This window comes from Bifidobacterium sp. (assembly GCF_050874245.1).
Lineage (GTDB): Bacteria > Actinomycetota > Actinomycetes > Actinomycetales > Bifidobacteriaceae > Bifidobacterium.
The window spans coordinates 24,188-43,457 of record NZ_JBNMKH010000001.1 but is presented as its reverse complement, the minus strand read 5'-3'; the positions used below and the strand labels follow the sequence as shown (position 1 = coordinate 43,457).

General features: G+C 58.7%; 21 protein-coding genes. All 21 read left to right on the top strand.

What is annotated here, in order from left to right; translation table 11 throughout:
- Positions 1–16 precede the first annotated feature (16 nt).
- The 21 genes from trpA (at position 17) to purH (ending at position 19,132) form a co-directional block, all read left to right on the top strand.
- On the top strand, positions 17–889 hold the full coding sequence (gene trpA, locus ACR0P8_RS00210; RefSeq protein WP_432622595.1) for a tryptophan synthase subunit alpha: 873 nt from the start codon (positions 17–19) through the stop codon (positions 887–889).
- Between the two features lie 68 nt (positions 890–957).
- Positions 958–1,965 carry a prolipoprotein diacylglyceryl transferase gene (lgt, locus tag ACR0P8_RS00205; RefSeq protein ID WP_432622536.1) on the top strand — a complete coding sequence of 336 codons (1,008 nt, stop codon included), beginning with the start codon at positions 958–960 and terminating at the stop codon, positions 1,963–1,965.
- A 25-nt stretch (positions 1,966–1,990) separates the two neighbouring features.
- A complete protein-coding gene (rpe, locus tag ACR0P8_RS00200; protein ID WP_432622534.1) occupies positions 1,991–2,665 on the top strand; it encodes a ribulose-phosphate 3-epimerase in 675 nt (224 codons plus the stop codon).
- Between the two features lie 29 nt (positions 2,666–2,694).
- A complete protein-coding gene (locus tag ACR0P8_RS00195; RefSeq protein ID WP_003809305.1) occupies positions 2,695–2,958 on the top strand; it encodes a phosphoribosyl-ATP diphosphatase in 264 nt (87 codons plus the stop codon).
- A gap of 52 nt (positions 2,959–3,010) precedes the next feature.
- Positions 3,011–3,862 carry an ATP phosphoribosyltransferase gene (gene hisG, locus ACR0P8_RS00190; RefSeq protein WP_432622531.1) on the top strand — a complete coding sequence of 284 codons (852 nt, stop codon included), beginning with the start codon at positions 3,011–3,013 and terminating at the stop codon, positions 3,860–3,862.
- A gap of 13 nt (positions 3,863–3,875) precedes the next feature.
- On the top strand, positions 3,876–4,487 hold the full coding sequence (locus tag ACR0P8_RS00185; RefSeq protein ID WP_432622529.1) for a CDP-alcohol phosphatidyltransferase family protein: 612 nt from the start codon (positions 3,876–3,878) through the stop codon (positions 4,485–4,487).
- Between the two features lie 5 nt (positions 4,488–4,492).
- Positions 4,493–5,464, top strand: coding sequence for a DUF881 domain-containing protein (locus ACR0P8_RS00180; protein ID WP_432622527.1), 972 nt, complete (start codon positions 4,493–4,495; stop codon positions 5,462–5,464).
- The gene (locus ACR0P8_RS00175) at positions 5,464–5,796 is read left to right on the top strand and encodes a small basic family protein (protein ID WP_003809295.1); all 333 of its coding nucleotides are present in this window, start codon (positions 5,464–5,466) and stop codon (positions 5,794–5,796) included. Before ACR0P8_RS00180 ends, ACR0P8_RS00175 begins: the two co-directional genes overlap by 1 nt.
- Positions 5,797–5,802: 6 nt before the next feature.
- Positions 5,803–6,633, top strand: a complete 831-nt coding sequence (locus tag ACR0P8_RS00170) for a DUF881 domain-containing protein (protein ID WP_432622522.1) — start codon at positions 5,803–5,805, stop codon at positions 6,631–6,633.
- Positions 6,634–6,797: 164 nt separating this feature from the next.
- Positions 6,798–8,831 (top strand): threonine--tRNA ligase, encoded by a 2,034-nt coding sequence (gene thrS, locus ACR0P8_RS00165; RefSeq protein ID WP_432622520.1) that lies wholly within the window; start codon positions 6,798–6,800, stop codon positions 8,829–8,831.
- A gap of 120 nt (positions 8,832–8,951) precedes the next feature.
- On the top strand, positions 8,952–9,614 hold the full coding sequence (gene pgsA, locus ACR0P8_RS00160) for a phosphatidylinositol phosphate synthase (RefSeq protein ID WP_432622518.1): 663 nt from the start codon (positions 8,952–8,954) through the stop codon (positions 9,612–9,614).
- Between the two features lie 130 nt (positions 9,615–9,744).
- The gene (locus tag ACR0P8_RS00155) at positions 9,745–10,500 is read left to right on the top strand and encodes a YebC/PmpR family DNA-binding transcriptional regulator (RefSeq protein WP_432622516.1); all 756 of its coding nucleotides are present in this window, start codon (positions 9,745–9,747) and stop codon (positions 10,498–10,500) included.
- Between the two features lie 6 nt (positions 10,501–10,506).
- The gene (gene ruvC / locus ACR0P8_RS00150) at positions 10,507–11,088 is read left to right on the top strand and encodes a crossover junction endodeoxyribonuclease RuvC (RefSeq protein ID WP_432622514.1); all 582 of its coding nucleotides are present in this window, start codon (positions 10,507–10,509) and stop codon (positions 11,086–11,088) included.
- 44 nt (positions 11,089–11,132) lie between these two features.
- The gene (gene ruvA, locus ACR0P8_RS00145) at positions 11,133–11,750 is read left to right on the top strand and encodes a Holliday junction branch migration protein RuvA (RefSeq protein ID WP_432622512.1); all 618 of its coding nucleotides are present in this window, start codon (positions 11,133–11,135) and stop codon (positions 11,748–11,750) included.
- A gap of 11 nt (positions 11,751–11,761) precedes the next feature.
- The gene (gene ruvB / locus ACR0P8_RS00140; protein WP_432622510.1) at positions 11,762–12,835 is read left to right on the top strand and encodes a Holliday junction branch migration DNA helicase RuvB; all 1,074 of its coding nucleotides are present in this window, start codon (positions 11,762–11,764) and stop codon (positions 12,833–12,835) included.
- A gap of 63 nt (positions 12,836–12,898) precedes the next feature.
- Positions 12,899–13,306 (top strand): preprotein translocase subunit YajC, encoded by a 408-nt coding sequence (gene yajC / locus ACR0P8_RS00135; RefSeq protein ID WP_432622508.1) that lies wholly within the window; start codon positions 12,899–12,901, stop codon positions 13,304–13,306.
- A 114-nt stretch (positions 13,307–13,420) separates the two neighbouring features.
- Positions 13,421–14,002 (top strand): adenine phosphoribosyltransferase, encoded by a 582-nt coding sequence (locus ACR0P8_RS00130; RefSeq protein ID WP_432622506.1) that lies wholly within the window; start codon positions 13,421–13,423, stop codon positions 14,000–14,002.
- 49 nt (positions 14,003–14,051) lie between these two features.
- Positions 14,052–15,245, top strand: coding sequence for an ADP-forming succinate--CoA ligase subunit beta (sucC, locus tag ACR0P8_RS00125; protein ID WP_432622504.1), 1,194 nt, complete (start codon positions 14,052–14,054; stop codon positions 15,243–15,245).
- A gap of 2 nt (positions 15,246–15,247) precedes the next feature.
- Positions 15,248–16,171, top strand: a complete 924-nt coding sequence (gene sucD / locus ACR0P8_RS00120) for a succinate--CoA ligase subunit alpha (protein ID WP_432622502.1) — start codon at positions 15,248–15,250, stop codon at positions 16,169–16,171.
- A gap of 92 nt (positions 16,172–16,263) precedes the next feature.
- Positions 16,264–17,556, top strand: a complete 1,293-nt coding sequence (locus ACR0P8_RS00115) for a cell division protein PerM (RefSeq protein ID WP_432622500.1) — start codon at positions 16,264–16,266, stop codon at positions 17,554–17,556.
- Positions 17,504–19,132: a bifunctional phosphoribosylaminoimidazolecarboxamide formyltransferase/IMP cyclohydrolase gene (gene purH, locus ACR0P8_RS00110; RefSeq protein ID WP_432622498.1), complete on the top strand. Its 1,629-nt coding sequence runs from the start codon at positions 17,504–17,506 to the stop codon at positions 19,130–19,132. Before ACR0P8_RS00115 ends, purH begins: the two co-directional genes overlap by 53 nt.
- Positions 19,133–19,270: the final 138 nt, after the last annotated feature.

Here is a 19,270-nt window from a genome sequence, read left to right as displayed (position 1 = left end):
AGGAGCAATCATCATGATGAACGCAACAGCATCCACGCCGTCCGGACAGCCGCTCGGCATCAGTCACAAGCCCAGCCCGACGGAATCCATGTTCGAGGGATTCAAAGCTGCCAACAGGCCGGCTTTCATCGGATACCTGCCATATGGATTCCCTGATCCGGAATACTCGCTCAAAGCGTTCCGCACCATGGTCGAACATGGTGTGAACGCGGTCGAGATCGGATTGCCGTATTCCGATCCCGTTATGGACGGCCCCGTCATCCAAGCGGCCTCCCAGATTGCCATCGACAACGGCGAGAAAATAGCCAATGTGTTCAAAGCCGTGGAGACCGTGGCGAATGCCGGGGGAGTGCCGCTGGTCATGAGCTACTGGAACCTCATCTTCCATTACGGCGTCGAGCGTTTCGCACGTGACTTCGAGAACGCGGGCGGCGCCGGTCTGATTACTCCGGACCTTATTCCGGACGAGGCCGGCGAATGGATCGAGGCGTCCGACCGCCATGGGCTTGACCGTATCTTCCTGGTATCCCCGGATTCCACCGAGGACCGTCTGAAGATCGTCGCCGACAATGCGCGTGGCTTCGTTTACGCGGCGGCACGCATGGGCGTCACCGGCGAACGTTCCACCATCGACGCCTCACCGGAGGGGCTGGTATCCCGCACCCGTAAGGCCGGGGCGAAAAACGTGTGCGTCGGCATCGGCGTGTCCACCGCGGAGCAGGGCGCCCGTGTGGGAGCATATGCGGATGGTGTCATCGTGGGCTCGGCCTTGGTGCATACCATGCTCGACGAATCCGGCAAACACGCCGTCGACGAGGCCGCCGGTCTCAGGGCTTTGGCCGCGAAGACCGAGGAGCTCGCCGACGGCATCCATAACGCCCGTAACTGAAACAGCCGGAAACGGCTCATTGGTGGTCCACGCATCATATCGGATACGTGGACTACCATCGGGGAACCATGACACTTGCTTATATTCCGTCGCCGACGATCTCACAGTTTTCCATCGGTCCGGTGACCATACATTTCTACGCGTTGTGCATTCTGCTTGGCATCGTGCTGGCCGTATGGATGACAACCGTTCGCTGGAAGCGATACGGCGGCACCTTCGACCAGATTCTCGACATCACATTGGTCGCGGTGCCAAGCGGTATCATCGGCGCGCGCATCTACCACATCATCACCACTCCGGAACGTTTCTTCGGACCGAATGGCGATTGGACCGAGATGTTCCGAATCTGGAATGGTGGATTGGGCATCTGGGGCGGTGTGTTGCTTGGAGCGCTTGCCGCATGGGCATGGTGCCGGCACAAGCATTATCCGATGGCGCTGCTCGGTGACGCCGTCGCCCCGGGACTGCTTGTTGCGCAGGCTGTGGGACGCTTGGGGAACTGGTTCAACCAGGAGCTCTACGGCGCGCCGACCACGCTGCCGTGGGGTTTGAAGCTCAACATGGAGGGAAGCGCCATAGGCCACAGCGAACAATGCTATGACGGTGCCACCTGTCCGACGGGCACACTGTTCCACCCCACTTTCCTATATGAGATGATCTGGAATCTCGTCGGTGCGGCGCTCATCGTGTTCCTCGGGGCCAGGATCATGAAAAGGCTCAAGGCGGGGTCGCTGTTCACCCTGTACATCATGTGGTATACGGCTGGACGCACTTGGATCGAGGCTTTGCGCATCGATTTCGCCCATGAGTTCCTGGGCGTGCGTATCAATGTGTGGGTTTCCTTGGCGGTGTTCGTACTTGGCGTGGTGGCCTTCATCGTCGTCCAGCAGATGGGCAAACCCACGGCGTTGCTTGCGGAGAAGCTGCGTACCGTCACCGAAATCGAGACCCGTCTCGCCGATGGCCTTGGCTCTGATTCGACGGCCGAAACCAATTCCGTGAAAACCGTGGGTGAAATCATGCCGAACGACGACTCTTCCGTCTCACATGTCGATGAGCATTCCGACAACCAGTGATATCAAGTCGATTACCTTCCATAGAATGAGAGACATGACTATTCAAATCGCACCTAGCATCCTGTCCGCCGATTTCTGCAATCTGGAACGCGACCTCAAGGCCATTTCCAACGCTGATCTCGTCCATGTGGACGTGATGGACCATCATTTCGTTCCGAATCTGACGCTGGGCGAGCCGATTGTGGCCCGCATCTGCCAGGTCACCGACCTACCTGTCGATGTGCATCTGATGATTGAGGATCCGGATCGTTGGGCTCCGGAATACGCCAAGCTTGGTGCGGCTTCCGTCAGCTTCCATATGGGGGCCACCCATGCTCCGGTGCGTCTCGCCCGTCAGTTGCGCGACATGGGCTGCAAGGCTTGCTTCGCCGTGCGCCCGGCTGAACCGGTAGAGCCGATCTTCGACATTCTTGACGAATTCGATATGGTGCTGATCATGACCGTCGAACCTGGCTTCGGAGGCCAGAAGTTCCTGGACAACCAGATGGCCAAGGTACGTCGTCTGCGTGACGAGATCACTCGCCGAGGCTTGGACACCAAGATTCAGGTCGATGGCGGAGTGAGCCCCAAGACCGCGCATATCGTGGCGGAAGCCGGCGCGGATGTGCTGGTCGCAGGCTCCGCAGTGTACGGCGCCGAGAATCCGGCCGAAGCCATCGATTCCATCCGCGAGAAGGCCGAAGCGGCCTTCAAGGCGTGAACGATCACCACACAAGGAAGCATACGACTATGAAGACTTTTGAATCGCTGTTCGCAGAACTGAGCGAGAAGGCCGCTACCAAGCAAGCGGGTTCCCTGACCGTCGATGAGCTGGCCAAGGGCACGCATTTCATCGGCAAGAAGATCGTCGAGGAGGCGGGGGAGACCTGGATTGCCGCCGAATACGAGGGAGCTGACCGCACGGCAGAGGAGATGAGCCAGCTCATCTACCATCTGCAGGTCATGATGATCGACCGCGGCATCACGCTCGAGGATATTTACAAGAACCTGTGAGGAAACCCGAGGCCATGCCACTTGACGGTGTGGCCTTTTCTAAAGGAGAACCATGCTGAGAATCGCTGTGCCCAATAAGGGCATGCTGTCCGAACCCGCTTGGAACATGCTGTCCGAAGCCGGCTACCGTTTGAGAAGCAACCCTCGCCAGCTGGTCGTGGAAGATCCCGACAATGATGTGGAGTTGTTCTATCTGCGTCCGCTGGATATCGCCGTGTATGTCGGTCGTGGCACCATTGACGTAGGCATCACCGGTCATGATTTGCTGGTGAATTCCGGAACCGATGCCAAGGAGCATATGCAACTGGGATTCGGCGCCTCCACATTCCGTTTCGCGGCTCCGAACGATTCGCCGATCACCAAGCTTGAGGATATCGAAGGCAAGCGTGTCGCCACTACATTCGACAAACTCGTGCATGACTATCTGGTCGAGCATGGCATCAATGCGGAAACCGTGCATCTGGATGGCGCCGTCGAATCGTCCGTCCAACTAGGAGTGGCCGATCTGATCGCCGATGTGGTATCCACCGGAACAACGTTGCGCAACGCCGGTCTGCGTGTCTTCGCCGAGCCGTTGATGCATTCCGAGGCAGTGCTGATCCGTTCCCCCCGACTTGCCGAGGACGACGATCGGCTGACGATTCTGAGCCGCCGTCTGCAGGGCGTGCTCACAGCTCAACGATATGTGCTTATGGACTATGACATCCCGGTTGAGAAGGTGTCGGCAGCTGTGAATATCACCCCGGGCTTCGAAAGCCCCACGATCTCGCCACTGCATGACAAGCAGTGGGCAGCCGTGCGCGTGGTGGTGCCGAAGGCAAAGGTGAATCTGCTCATGGACCAGCTGTATGAGGTCGGTGCCCGCGGCATAATCGTCACCGCATTGCAGGCTTCGAGAATGTAGTGTCTCTCACAGCATGGGCAAACTGATTATCAAGAAGCAGTACAGTCCGGAACCGCGGGACATCTATTTCACGGTTCCGAATTTCATCAGCCTGTTGCGGATCATTTCGATTCCCTTCATTTCAGTGCTGGTCTCCCACCACAAGATGGTTCCCGCCTTGGTCGTGCTGGCTTTGTCCGCGGTATCCGACGGATTGGACGGGCTGATCGCCAGATCGTTCAACCAGGTGAGCAAAATCGGTCAGATTCTCGATCCCATCGCCGATCGTCTGCTGATTTTCTGCAGCATTCTCGCCTTGGGTGTGGCGAACATCATTCCATGGTGGATGCTGATCGTCGTCGGCCTTCGGGATCTGATCATGGCTATCCTCATATTGGTTCTCGCGCAACATGATTATGGCCCGTTGCCCGTCCATTTCGTAGGCAAAGCCGGTACCGCGATGCTGCTGATAGCCATCGTCGTGTTGATTTTCGCCGACATCTGGTCGAATTCCGCCACCGACTCGTTGCATCTATGCGGCCTTGCCATTGGCATCTGGGGCGTTGGATTGTACTGGCTCGCGGGATACATCTACATGCGTCAGGGCTTTCAGTTGCTGAAGAACGACGGAAACCATAAGGATTGAATCACATGAATGCCGATGCTCCGCGTTACATGTCGTTCCCCGTCTCGATGGAGAACATGCCGACGAAGCATCGTGCTGTTTTTTCGGCGTCTTTCGCGGGACTCGCGTCGCATCATGTGCAGCAGGTCTCCATGCCTGCGGTTTCCCAACGACGCAGACACACCGAGGAGGATTCGCTTCGTCTCATAGACGATTTGACCAACCGTCCGATGGATGTGCTGTATTCCGATTCCAGATTGGCGACCAAGAAGCGTTCTACCGTATCGATTTGGGCCACCAGAATCCTGGTGTTTCTCATCTGCATCGCAGTCGGAGCGGCAGGGAGCGTCTTCGTGCGCCAGCTCAGCACCGATCCGCGCAAGGAGGTGCGTAAACAGCTGGCAAGCCAATTGACAGATCAGACGAAGCAGGCCGGTGATCTCACCAAGGAGGTCAACGACCTGCGATCCCAAGTTGAGACCGAATCGAAATCCGTGGCGAACTGGTCGTTGAACCAGACGTTGCGGGATGACGAGATGGTCAACGGCACTCTTCCGGTGCAAGGTGAAGGCATCACCCTGACGGTGGCTAACCCGCTTGCGGTCAGCGGCGACAATGCGGATTCCTCATTGCCCAGGGAGAACGGCAACCAAATCCGCGTCGTCACCGATTCCGACCTGCAGCTGCTGGTCTCCCTGCTATGGCAGTCGGGCGCGGAGGCGATCGCCATCAACGGCAACAGACTCGGCGTGCAGACCTCGATTCGAACGGCCGGCACAACGATTCTCATCGGTGTGAATTCGGTGCAAAGCCCTTACAGGATTGAGGCGATCGGCAATCCGGTCGCCTTGTCGAAGGCGGTGGACAAAACGACGCAGAAAAAGCTGTATGACGATTTCAAGAAGGCCGGCATCTATCCGCAGGTGAGCAGAAGCAAATCCATTACACTGGAAGCTGCGGTCGCAGGCGATACGACTCATGTGAGGAAGGACGAGTAATGGCAGCGGTCTTGGGACTCATCATCGGCGTGGTGATCGGCGTGTTCGTCCGTCCGGACATCCCCATCGAGCTGCAGCCATACCTGCCGATCATGGTGCTGGCCGCGTTGGACGCGCTGCTGGGCGCGGCACGTGCGTATTTCCAACGCAGTTTTTCCGACAAGGTATTCGTCATCTCCTTCTTCTCGAACGTCATCACCGCCACGCTGCTGGTGTTCCTTGGCAACCAGCTGGGTGTCGGATCCCAGTTGCAGACTGCCGTGATTGTGGTGCTCGGCATACGAATCTTCACCAACGTGTCCTCCATCCGTCGCTTCATCTTCAAGGGCTGATGTGGTATGTCCGCGCATAACGAGAACAACAAGGATGTGCTGTCCAAGATCCATGAGCAGATCGTCAAGGACCAGAACAACGACAGCACACAGACCGGCGCGTTTCCCATGGTCAAGTCCAGGACGAAACGAATCTCTCTTGACGCGAAGACCACCCGTGCCAGACTATATTCCAGCATTCTCGTCACGGTGCTGTGCGCATTGCTGGGCTTCAGCTACGCCATCCAAGTGAACAACACCACATCCACATACGAGACGATGAGTGAGGACGAGCTGACCAAACTCATCAGCGAGACAAGCACCCAGGTCCAGAAGCTCGAGCAGCGCAAGAACGAGCTTTCCAGTCAGCTGAACGCGTTGAAGGATACTGCCGACAAGAACGAGAAAGCCGCGGAAATCGCACGCCAGAACGCGCAGACGAACGGTATTCTCTCCGGGCGTCTCGCGGCCACCGGCGAAGGTGTGGTCATCCGTATCTCGCAAGGCGACAAACAGAAGATCGATGCCGCTGTCCTGTTCACTCTGCTTGAGGAATTGCGCAACAGCGGCGCCGAAGTCATCGAGATCAACAACGTGCGTGTGGTCACCAGCACCTACATCAGCGATGCCTCGAACGGACTCGTCTGCGACGGCACCAAGCTCAAGGCGCCATACACCATTCGCGCGATTGGCGATGTCGACAATCTGCAGAACGCGGTCAATCTTGCCGGCGGCGTAGGTTCGAGGCTCAAAGTGAAATATGGCGCCACAGTGTCCGTCGACCCTTCGGACAGGGTGACGATCAAGTCGACACGTCAGGCTCCGCAATATACATACGCGCATGTCGTCGGTCAGTGAAAGCCGATGCCGACTGATCTTCCGACAACGGTTTGACCGGCCTCGAGACTTCATCCACAGGGGGAACGCGCCATTGTCTGTACTCGCCTTTATCTTGTTCATCGTTGATATTTAGTCCAGGCCTGCACATTGGTAACGCGGACCCCGATAGCAAAGGACAACTTATGGCTGAACAGACCATCTCCATCACACTCAACGGCGAAACGAAGGAGGTGGCGGCAGACCAGACCGGCGTCCAGCTCTTCTCAGATGACAAGAACATCATCGCGGTTCGTCTGAACGGCGAACCCCGCGACCTCTACACCGAACTGCACGACGGCGATGTCGTGGAGCCCATCGCCCTCGATAGCGAGGATGGCGTGGCCATCATGCGCCACTCCGCGACCCACGTCATGGCCCAGGCCGTACAGGAAATCCGTCCTGACGCCAAGCTCGGCGTCGGACCGGTCATCAAGGACGGCTTCTACTACGATTTCGATGTGGACACCCCGTTCACCCCGGAGGACCTCAAGGAAATCGAAAAGCGCATGCAGCGCATCATCAAATCCTCCCAGTCCTTCCGCCGTCGCGTCGTGACCGAGGAGGAAGCCCTCGCCGAAGAGGCCGATCAGCCTTACAAGCTCGAACTCATCAAGGATAAGGAAGCCCACCTCGATCCGGAAGCCGCCACTGAAATCGGCGGCAAGGAACTGAGCTTCTACGACAATGTCGACCGCGACGGCAATGTGGTCTGGAAGGACCTGTGCCGCGGACCGCATCTGCCGAATACCCGCTACATCAAGGCCTTTAAGATCGAGCGTTCCGCCGCCGCATACTGGCGTGGCAGCGAAGCGAACCCCATGCTACAGCGCATCTACGGCGCCGCCTTCGCAACCAAGGAGGACCTCAAGGCCTATCAGACCCGTCTGGAGGAGGCCGCCAAGCGCGACCACCGCAAGCTCGGCGCCGAAATGGATCTGTTCTCCTTCCCGGACGAGATCGGTCCGGGCCTTGCCGTGTTCCATCCGAAGGGCGCCGCCGTCATCAACGCCATGGAGGATTACTCGCGCGAGATGCACCGCAAGCACCACTACAGCTTCGTGCAGACCCCGCACATCACCAAGGGCGGCCTGTATGAGACCTCCGGCCATCTGCAGTGGTACAAGGACAGCATGTATCCGCCGATGCGTCTGGATGAGGAGAAGGACGAGAACGGCAATGTGATCAAGCAGGGCTTCGACTATTACCTGAAGCCGATGAACTGCCCGATGCACAACCTGATCTTCAAGTCGCGTCAGCGTTCCTATCGTGAACTGCCGTTGCGACTGTTCGAATTCGGTACCGTGTACCGTTACGAGAAGTCCGGTGAAGTGCACGGTCTGACCCGCGTGCGCGGCTTGACTCAGGATGACTCCCACATCTACTGCACCCGCGAGCAGATGAAGGATGAGCTCAAGAGCCTGCTCAACTTCGTGCTCGGCCTGTTGAAGGACTTCGGTCTGGACGACTTCTATCTGGAGCTGTCCACCAAGGATCCGCACAAGTACGTCGGTTCCGATGAGATCTGGGAGGAGGCCACCAACACGCTGGCCGAGGTCGCCAAGGAATCCGGTCTGGAACTGGTCGACGACCCGTGCGGCGCCGCGTTCTACGGTCCGAAGATCTCCGTGCAGGCTCGTGACGCGATTGGCCGTACTTGGCAGGTTTCCACCATCCAGCTCGACTTCAATCTGCCTGAACGCTTCAAGCTTGAGTACATCGCCGCCGATGGCACCCACCAGCGCCCGGTGATGATTCATCGCGCGCTGTTCGGCTCCATCGAACGTTTCTTCGCCGTGCTGCTTGAACACTACGCAGGCGCTTTCCCGGCATGGCTCGCCCCCGTCCAGGTGCTTGGCGTGCCGGTCGCGGACGAATTCGCCCCGCATCTGCAGAAGTTCATCGCCAGCCTGGAAGAGGAGACTGTCCGCTGCGAGATTGACCTGTCCGACGATCGTTTCGGCAAGAAGATCCGCAACGCCTCCAAGTCCAAGGCTCCGTTCATCCTCATCGTTGGTGAGGAGGACACGAACAACAATGCGGTGAGCTTCCGCTTCCGTGACGGCAGCCAGCTCAACGGCGTGCCTGTCGACGAGGCGAAGACGAATATCCTGACCGTCATCAAGAAGCGTGTCCAGGTCAACAACGTCGACGATTTCAAGGCCGCCCTCGCCGACTGAGCGTGGATTGACGACCAACCGGTCCGCTGTGATGCGACCATGATCTGATGGAACGGCGTGCAAACCTCGATTGCGGGGTTTGCACGCCGTTCCGCGTTTTCATCGAAAGAAGTATACGTAATGCTTGAACATCTCCGCGCCCCATTCAAAAGACTCATCGAACCAATCGCGAAGGCTCTGATAGCCATAGGGCTGAGCGCCAACGCAGTGACAGTGATTGGATCTACCGGGACCATCGTCGTGGCCATAGCGACCGGCGTCACCGGCTGGCTTTTCGGGGGAGCAGTGGTACTGACCCTGCTTGTGCTCGCCGACTCCTTGGATGGCTCGATCGCGATGCTCACCACCGGTGGCACCGAATTCGGTGCGTTCCTCGACTCCACGCTCGACCGTATCGCCGATTGGGCGATGCTCGTCGGGGTGATTGTTTTCTTCGTGCTGCACGACGATTGGTGGTATGCGGGAACCGATGGCATTCCGGATTATGTGGCCACGATCGGCATCGTGGCGGCGACGGTGGCAGTGATGACGTCGTTCGTCACTTCCTACGCCCGTGCCAGAGCCGAATCCGTCGGCTATGAGGTGAAGAACGGTGTGGCCACGCGCGCGGATCGTTTGGTGATCATTCTGGTGGGCATGGCCATCACCGGCTTGACCCGGCAGGGGTTATGGTTGACCGTCGCCATGGTATTGCTGGCCGTGCTTGGATTGGTCACTGTGTTTCAGCGGATCCTTGAAGCCCGGCGACAGATGTCCATCGGTGAGAAAACATACCGGCGTTGAATGCCGTGACCCGGGAAACGCCGGCAATGGTTCCATCAAGTGAAATGCCGAAGGTCCGAATCCGAACTTTGTCTGTGAACCGCTTTAGAATCATTTCGTTTGAAATATCCGCAACCTGCCTAGGAGCATTATGTCAGGTCATTCCAAGTGGGCGACCACCAAGCACAAGAAGGCCGCCATCGACGCGAAGCGCGGCAAGCTGTTCGCCAAGCTGATCAAGAACATCGAGATCGCAGCACGTATGGGTGGTGGCGATCCTGACGGCAATCCGTCCCTGTACGACGCCATCTACAAGGCTAAGAAGGCCTCCATGCCGGCCGACAACATCAAGCGTGCCGTCAAGCGTGGTTCCGGCGAGGAAGCGGGCGGCGCCAACTATGAGGATATCGTGTACGAGGGCTACGCCCCGGCAGGCGTCGGCCTGATCATCGAATGCCTTACCGACAACCGCAACCGCGCGGCCGCCGATGTGCGTTCCACGCTGACTAAGGGCAACGGCTCCTTGGCGACCACCGGCTCCGTGAGCTTCAACTTCGAGCGTAAGGGCCAGATCGTCGTCCCGGCTGAAGGCGTTGATTTCGACAGTCTGTTCGAGAAGGCTGCCGAGGCTGGCGCCGAGGATGTGACCGATGATGGTGAGGTGTTCACCGTCATCACCGATCCCTCCGACATGATTGACGTGCGCAAGGCCTTGCAGGATGCCGGATTCGATTATGATTCCGCAGATCTGGTCATGATGCCGAAGACCGAGGTGGAGCTGAGCCTCGAGGACGCTCAGAAGGTCTCGAAGCTCATCGACAATCTTGACGATCTGGACGATGTCCAGAACATTTACTCCAATTGGACCGCCTCCGACGAGGTCATGGCCCAGTTGGACGAGGAGTAATCCATCGTGATTATCCTTGGCGTCGATCCCGGGCTGACACGCTGCGGGGTCGGCGTGATCGAAGCCGGCGCATACCGCCGGCTTTCTTTTATTCATGTGGATGTGGTGCGATCCGATCCCAAGACGTCGCAGGATCTTCGACTTCTGGCCATCTACAACGGACTGGTGGAGAAAATAGAACGATTCGTGCCGGACGTGGTATCCATCGAGCGTGTTTTCGCTCAGGAGAACCGCAATACTGTGCTGGGCACCGCGCAGGCGGCAGGATTGGCCATGCTGGCCGCGGCGCAGCGCGGCATTCCCGTGGCATTGCACACGCCTACTGAATCGAAGCTCGCGATTACCGGCAACGGCAAGGCCGAGAAAATCCAGATGGAGCGCATGGTGGCGCGCATACTTGGGTTGAACGCGTTGCCGAAGCCCGCGGACGCGGCGGATGCGCTTGCGATTGCGATATGCCATGCGCTGCGTCCGGCCGGCGCGTTGCAGGGCGGTGAACGAGAGCAGCATCTCACGGCGGCGCAGCGACAGTGGGCCCAGGCTTCGCAGAGGGCCGCGCGCAGACAGGGCGTCCGTGGAGGCATGTAGGCTATCGAACAGATGTTCTAGATTTGTTCGAAGGAGTATCCGCGATGATTGGCATGCTTCACGGCCGTGTGGATTCGGTCGACGCCGTTTCGGCCCTCATCGAGGTCGGAGGAGTTGGATATGAGGTCAGGATGCCGTCGGCGGATCTGGCCTCCATCCATGCCGGACAGGACGTCAAGGTCTATACTTCGTTGAACGTGTCCCAGGATGCCATCACGTTGTTCGGTTTTGACACTATGGCTTCGAAGCGGATGTTCCTGCAGCTGCAGAAGGTCAGTGGCATCGGTCCCAAGGTTGCGTTGTCGTTGCTGTCCACACTGCCGCCCGACAGGTTGGCGCGTGCGGTGGCCGACGGCGACGCCGCGGCGTTGGCCAAGGCTCCGGGATTGGGCAAGAAGGGCGCACAGAAGATCATCCTCGAGTTGAAGGGGTCGATTGACCTCAGCCAGATTGAGGGATCCTCCAATGCCGGGGTCGCTTCCGAGGATACTGGGACGGAACAGGTGGTCGAGGGGCTGATGTCGCTGGGATGGCATCAGCAGGATGCCACTGGAGCGGTGCGGATGGCATGCGCCGACAATCAGATCGAGACGCCATTGGATGCGGAGGACGTGCCCCGCGTGCTGAAACTGGCGTTGGCATCTCTGGACAGGGGTAGGTGAGGAAAGCCGATATGGAGAACACTGACGCATTCGAACAGCCGAATACCGGTGCGAACGAGGAATCGCTCCGCATGGTTTCCGCCTCGCCGGTTGGCAACGAACCGGTCAGCGACGAGGAATTGCGTCCGCATGTCCTTGACGGATTCATCGGCCAGCCCAGGCTCAAGGCGCAGCTGCAATTGTTCCTAGACGCGGCCCGCAAACGCGATGTGCCCCCGGACCACATACTGCTCGCCGGCCCTCCTGGGCTTGGTAAAACCACGTTGGCCATGATTGTGGCCAACGAATTGGGCGTTCCGATTCGTATCACCTCGGGACCCGCCATCCAGCATGCCGGAGACCTCGCCTCGATTCTGAGCTCGCTGGATGCGGGCGAGGTGCTTTTCATCGATGAGATCCATCGTCTGCCGCGTGCCGCCGAGGAGCTGCTGTATATCGCCATGGAGGATTTCCGTGTCGATGTGATGGTCGGCAAGGGGCCTGGAGCGTCCTCCATTCCACTGACCTTGCCAAGATTCACCGTTGTCGGCGCCACCACCAGGGAAGGCATGTTGCCATCCCCGTTACGCGCGCGTTTCGGTTTCACCGCGCATCTCGACTTCTACCCTCATGAGGAGCTCGAGAAACTGATTGAGCGTTCCGCCGCGGTGCTGGGAATTCAATTGGAGGATGGCGCCGCCCGACAGCTGGCCATGCGTTCACGGGGCACGCCTCGAATAGCCAATCGTCTGCTACGGCGTGTCAGGGATTGGGCCATCGTGCATGATCTCGAATCGGTGCGTCCTGATGACGTCAAGGAAGCGCTGGCCCTCTACCAGATTGATACCGAAGGCCTGGACCGTTTGGACATCGCAGTACTCAAAGCCATTGTCACCAATTTCAACGGCGGCCCAGTCGGCCTGAACAATCTGGCGGCGATGGTGGGTGAGGAGTCGGAGACCGTGGAAACGGTATGCGAGCCGTATCTGGTGCGTGAAGGTTTCCTGATGCGTACCCCCAAAGGGCGTGTGGCCACGCGCAAGGCATGGAAGCATCTTGGCCTCACGCCTGACGATTCGCGGTTTGATGTCAACAAGACGGCATAGACTCGTTGACCGGTCGGATTTTACGTCCCCCTCGTGATAACCCTTCGATATAAGGAGTGTGCTGTGGATCCCAACTCCCTGTTTTTTGTCGTCATTCTAGTCGTGATGATCGGCCTGATGTTCTGGCAGTCCAAGAAGGCCAAGCAGCAGCAGGCTGAGCGTAAAGATTTCCGTTCCAATCTGCAGCCGGGTACGGAGATCATCACCATCGGCGGCATCATCGGCAAAGTCGTTTCCGTGGACACCGAGTACGAGGAGATCGTCATCGACTCCGAAGGCTCCCAGTTGCGTTTCGGCTTCAACGCCATCAGCCGCGAGTATGTCCGTCCGGCCTACGTCCATGATGACGAGGTTGATGAGAATGGCAATCCTCTCCCCAAGGATGACCAGCCGGCGCAGGAACCGGTTGACGGCGAGCCCGTGCGTGATGAATCCGCGCAGCAGGCACCTGTCAATGGAGAAAACAACTGATTGCTGGATATCTGGACGGCGAAAATCTCATTTTCGGGATTTTCGCCGTTCTTTTTCGAGGAGGAAACCTATAATTCGAAGTGCCGTAAACCAAGGTAGAAGGAAACCACTGTCATGGCATCATCGGATATCACTGTCTCGGGTTTGAGTAAGGTCGGAGCCGAAGACGCAGCATATCTTATATCGAAAATACGCACTATTCCGGGTTTTCCGAAGGGAGGCATACTGTTCCGCGATTTTATGCCGGCGTTGGCTGATGCGCGGGCGTTCGGCATTCTGATGGATGCGCTCGAGGCCGCACTGCCCGTCTCTGCCGGTGATTTCGATGTGGTGGCGGGCTTGGAGGCACGAGGATTCCTGTTCGGTCCTGCGCTGGCCGCGCGTCTTGGCAAAGGATTCATCGCGGTCCGCAAAGCGGGCAAGTTGCCGCCGGAAACCGTGTCCCAGAGCTACGACCTTGAATACGGACAGGCGTCTGTGGAAATCGAGACCAACGCGATTCATGAGGGCGTGCGGGTACTGATCGTCGATGATCTGATCGCCACCGGTGGAACCGCCAATGCCGCTCGCAGCCTGATTGAGAAATGCGGGGGCACGGTTGCGGGCTTCAGCTTCGTCATGGAGCTTGTCGGCATCAACGGTATGGAATCACTGGGCTCCTATCCGTCGAGCTCACTGGTTCGCATGCCGGCCTGACCGATGGCTTCCTCAATAACAAACACACAAACAAAGGGAATAATGATCCATGGATCTCTATGAATACCAAGCCAGGGAGCTGCTCGAGGAGCAGGGCATTCCGACGCCGAAGGCAATATTCGCCCAGAACTCCCACGAGGTGGCCGAGGCGGCCGACCAGATTGGCTACCCCAATGTGATCAAGGCGCAGGTGAAGATCGGACATCGTGGTCAGGCCGGTGGCGTCAAACTCGCCAAGAACCGTGACGAATCCATCCTCGCGTCCGAGGACATTCTGCCGATGACCATCCACAAGCACAAAGTCAGTGGTGTGCTGGTGGCCGAAGCCAAGAACATTTTCCACGAATACTATGTCTCCATTTCCGTGGATCGGTCTTCTCGGGATTTCGATGTGCTAGCCACCGCGAATGGCGGCACGGAGGTCGAGGAGATCGCCAGAGAGCATCCGGAATCCGTCAAGCGTCTCCATATCAGCGCGCTTGAGGATTTCGATCTCGAAGCCGCCACCAAGATGGCCGCAAGCATCGGCTTCTACCATGCCGACGTCGATCAGGCCGCGCAGATTCTGTTGAAGATGTGGCGATGCTTCAAGGAGAACGACGCCACCTTGGTGGAGATCAACCCGCTTGCCAAGATCGGCGACCCGGATGACGAATCCTCCAAGTCGCTGTGCGCGCTGGACGCCAAGATCTCCCTCGACGACAATGCGGCGTTCCGCCATGACGGTTGGAAACGCTTCGCGGATCCGGTCCACACCGATCCGTTTGAGCAGAAGGCACGCGAACACGGTCTGCATTACGTGCATCTCAACGGCTCCGTAGGCGTGATCGGCAATGGGGCAGGTCTCGTCATGAGCTCGCTTGACGCTGTCTCGGGTGCAGGTGAGGACCAAGGCACGAATGTCAAGCCGGCCAACTTCCTTGACATCGGAGGCGGCGCCTCCGCGGAGGTCATGTCGAACAGCCTTGAGATCGTGCTGTCCGATCCGCAGGTCGAATCCGTGTTCATCAACGTGTATGGAGGCATCACCTCCTGCGAGCAGGTGGCGAAGGGTATCCTCGAGGCGCTTGACGCGCTCGGCAGCAGCAAGCCGATCGTCGTGCGGTTCGACGGCAACGCGGCGGCGGAGGGCCTGCGCATTCTGGCCCAGGCCGACCGTGGCAATCTGCATGTCGCGCAAACCATGGAAGAAGCTGCGCAACAGGCCGCACGTTTCGCGGCCAACGGCAAGGAGGTCCGCTGAACATGGCACTTTTCATTGAAGACGGCGCTCCCGTCATCGTCCAGGGCATGACCGGGCATCAGGGTATGACCCATACCGCGCGCATGCTCAAGGCAGGAACGAATATCGTTGGCGGTGTCAACGCCCGCAAGGCGGGATTGGACGTCACATTCCCCAAGGCCAAGGATGGCGAGGATGCTACCATCCATGTGTTCGCCGACTGCTCGGAAGCCATCGCCGCCACCGGCGCCAAGGCAAGCGTCGTGTTCGTGCCGCCGCGTTTCGCCAAAGACGCCGTCGTCGAGGCCATCGAGGCGGGCATCGAACTGATTGTGGTCATCACCGAAGGCATTCCGGTCGCGGACAGCGCGTATTTCGTCGAACTCGCGCTGCGCAGGGGAGTGCGCATCGTCGGGCCGAACTGCCCGGGTCTGCTGACCTTACCGTCCTCCCCGGAAACACGCGGATGCAACCTCGGCATCATTCCGGACGGCATTGTTTCCCGTGGTCCGCTGGGGCTGGTGTCCAAGTCCGGCACGTTGACCTATCAGCTGATGGGGGAATTGTCAGACATCGGATTCACCGCATGCCTGGGCGCCGGTGGCGATCCCATCGTCGGAACGACGTTGCAGGAGGCTCTGGAAGCCTTTGAAAACGACGAAGCGACCAAGGCCGTCGTCATGATTGGCGAAATCGGAGGAAATGCGGAGCAGGATGCCGCAAAATGGGCCTCCGAACATATGACTAAGCCGATCGTGGCGTACATCGCGGGCTTCACCGCGCCGGAAGGCAAGCAGATGGGCCATGCGGGTGCCATCGTCTCCGGAGGCAAGGGCACCGCGCAGGACAAGAAGGAGGCTCTTGAGGCCGTCGGCATCCGTGTCGGACGCACGCCAGGCCAGACCGCCGAGATCATGCGAGAGGTGCTCGCTTCCCATTCGCTATGATAACGAACCTGAAGTATTGGCTGAAGGGGCTTGCCGTAGCGGCAACGTCCATGATCATCTATGCCGTTGCCCTCGGTTGCTATATGGCACTGATGCTTCTGGTCATTTCCATGGAAGAGGGTGGAGATAACCTTTCCGCCCTCTCCATTTCCCTGACTGAGGCGTTGATACTGCTCAGTCAGGGAACCGGTTTCAAGTCCGGCGCCGTCACACTGACGATCATTCCATTGCTGCTCACGTTGCTGCTCATCGCACTCATCAGGCAAGTGGCAGGGCGTTTCGGTACGAGCTGGCGAGGCTTCGTCGCCGGATTGACGCTTTGGGAGCTGATGAACGTCTTTTTCATGAGAAGCGTCGAGGTCGGACTCGTCGATTCGATGATGACGATCATCGTCAAAACCGCCATCATTTTCGCCATTGGCTATGCCATCGCGGCGATTCCGCAAGCTGAACGAACTAAGGACTGCATGGCATGGCTCACCCGGCACGTCTCATCGCCTGTTCGCAGGACGGTGATCATAGGTTCCGCATTGGGCTTGCTGCTTGTCGCCGTGTATCTGGTTGTTGGATTGATCGCGGTCATCTTTTGGGCGGTCAGCAATCAGTCGGCCGTGGCGAGGCTCTATGAGCTGTCCGGCATGCAGAACGGATCGCGTATCCTTACCACCATCAGCATGCTTGCGTGGCTCCCCAATCTGATGATCTGGGCTGTGTCCTGGGCTTTCGGCGCGGGTTTCTCCATCGGTGACCTGGCGGAGTTCACATTATGGAGCGGCCAGGGGGCAGGTCTTCCCGCGTTGCCGATATTCGGTTTGTTCCCGCAGGCGGTTGAGACGAATTGGGTGAGGATCGCGCTGATGTGCACACCCGTGGCGGCCGCGTTCGTGATGGGCATGGTCGTCATGCTGTTCAATAAGGGTTTCCGTATCAGGGTGGGTGCTCCCGAACAGGACATCGATGTCAGACACGTCGTGATGAGTTTCGCGTATCCCATCGCGGCCTTCTCAATAGCAAGCGCCGTGGTGTCTGTGGTTTCCAGCCTGTTGTTCTCCCTGAGCGACGGAGGACTGGGAACGAAGCATCTCGCGCACGTGGGCGTCGATGTGATCGCATCGACACGCAAAGTGGGGCAACCGACCGCTATTGGTCTGTTTTCCGCATGGCTCCTGACTTTGGTGGCCGTATCCATATTTTTCGCCGTACGCTGGATGATAAGGCGTATCCGCGAGCGTGGAAAGGGAAGCGTAGTTTCCGATTCCACGAAAACCAGCCGTGAGGAAACACGTGCGTCACGTACGGTTGCCTCGAAAAACAACAACAAGGAGGATCAGGGTGACAACAACGAATCGACCGATACGACGGGCTCTGGTGTCAGTCTTCCATAAGGAAGGCATTGAGGTTCTCGCCAAGGCGTTCATCAAGGCGGGCACTGAGGTGGTTTCCACCGGCTCCACCGCGAAGCGTCTGGCTGAGTTGGGGGTCAAGGTGACCGAGGTCTCCGAGGTCACCGGTTTCCCGGAATGCCTTGATGGCCGCGTCAAGACTCTCGACCCGCATATCCACGCGGGCATCCTTGCCGACATGACCAATCCCGATCATGCCGCGCAGCTCGAGAAGTTCGGCATCAAGCCGTTCGACCTGGTGGTCGTCAACCTGTATCCGTTCGCGGACACGGTTCGATCCGGCGCCGACGAGGCCGCCACCATCGAAAAGATCGATATCGGCGGTCCGTCCATGGTGCGTGGCGCAGCCAAGAACAGCGCCACCGTCGCCATCATCACCGATCCGAACGATTATGCACTCGTCGCCTCCCGCATCGAGAACGGCGAGGGCTTCTCCCTTGAGGAGCGTCGCTGGCTTGCCGGAAAGGCATTCGCCCACACCGCGGCGTACGACGCCACCATTAACGAATGGACCTCGAAGCACTGGACGAAGCCGGCCTCCATCCAGGAAACGGACGCTGAAGATGAGACCGAGGTGAACGAATCCAAATTCCCAGCCACGTTCACCCGCACTTGGGATCGCGCGCATGTGCTGCGCTACGGCGAGAATCCCCATCAGCAGGCTTCGCTGTATCTGGATCCGCTCGACCAGAACGGTTTCGCTCATGCCGAGCAGCTCGGCGGCAAGCCGATGAGCTACAACAACTATGTTGATGCTGACGCCGCATGGCGTGCGGTATGGGATTTCGCTCCGCAGATCGCGGTCGCCGTGGTCAAGCACAACAATCCTTGCGGTCTGGCCATCGGAGCGACCGTCGCCGAGGCGCATAAAAAAGCGCATGCCTGCGATCCGATGAGCGCATACGGCGGCGTGATCGCCGCCAACAGCAAGGTCACCATGGAGATGGCCGAAAGCGTCCGTCCGATCTTCACCGAAGTCATCGTCGCTCCCGACTACGATGCGGACGCGCTTGAGCTGCTGAAGACCAAGAAGAAGAACCTGCGTATCCTGAAGGTGTCCGAGCCGCCGAAGACCAAGACCCAGTTCCGTCAAATCGACGGCGGCCTGCTGGTACAGTCCACGGACCTGATCGACGCTCCGGGCGACGATCCGAACGCGTGGAAGTTGGTGTCCGGCGAACCTGCCGACGCCGAAACCGTCAGGGATCTGGTATTCGCATGGCGAGCCATCCGTTGCGTCAAATCCAATGCCATTCTCATTGCACATGACCAGGCGACAGTCGGCATCGGCATGGGACAGGTCAACCGGGTGGATTCCGCGAACCTGTCCGTCGAACGTGCCAACACGCTGGCTGACGGCGCCAACCGCACCAAGGGCGCGGTGGCGGCGTCTGATGCCTTCTTCCCATTCGCCGATGGCGCCGAGATCCTGATCAACGCCGGCGTCAAGGCCATCGTGCAGCCTGGCGGATCCATCCGCGACGAGGAAGTGTTCGAAGCGGCCCGTAAGGCCGGCGTCACCATGTACGTGACCGGCACCCGCCATTTCTTCCACTGAGTCCCATGTCTGTCGCCTGATGTCCGTGGACATGCGGCGACATTGCAAATGACGTGGCGTCCGAAACCATGTGTTGGCTTTTGGACGCCACGTCTTAATATTATGATTACCTTTGTTTTTGCGTCTGGGCACACGTCC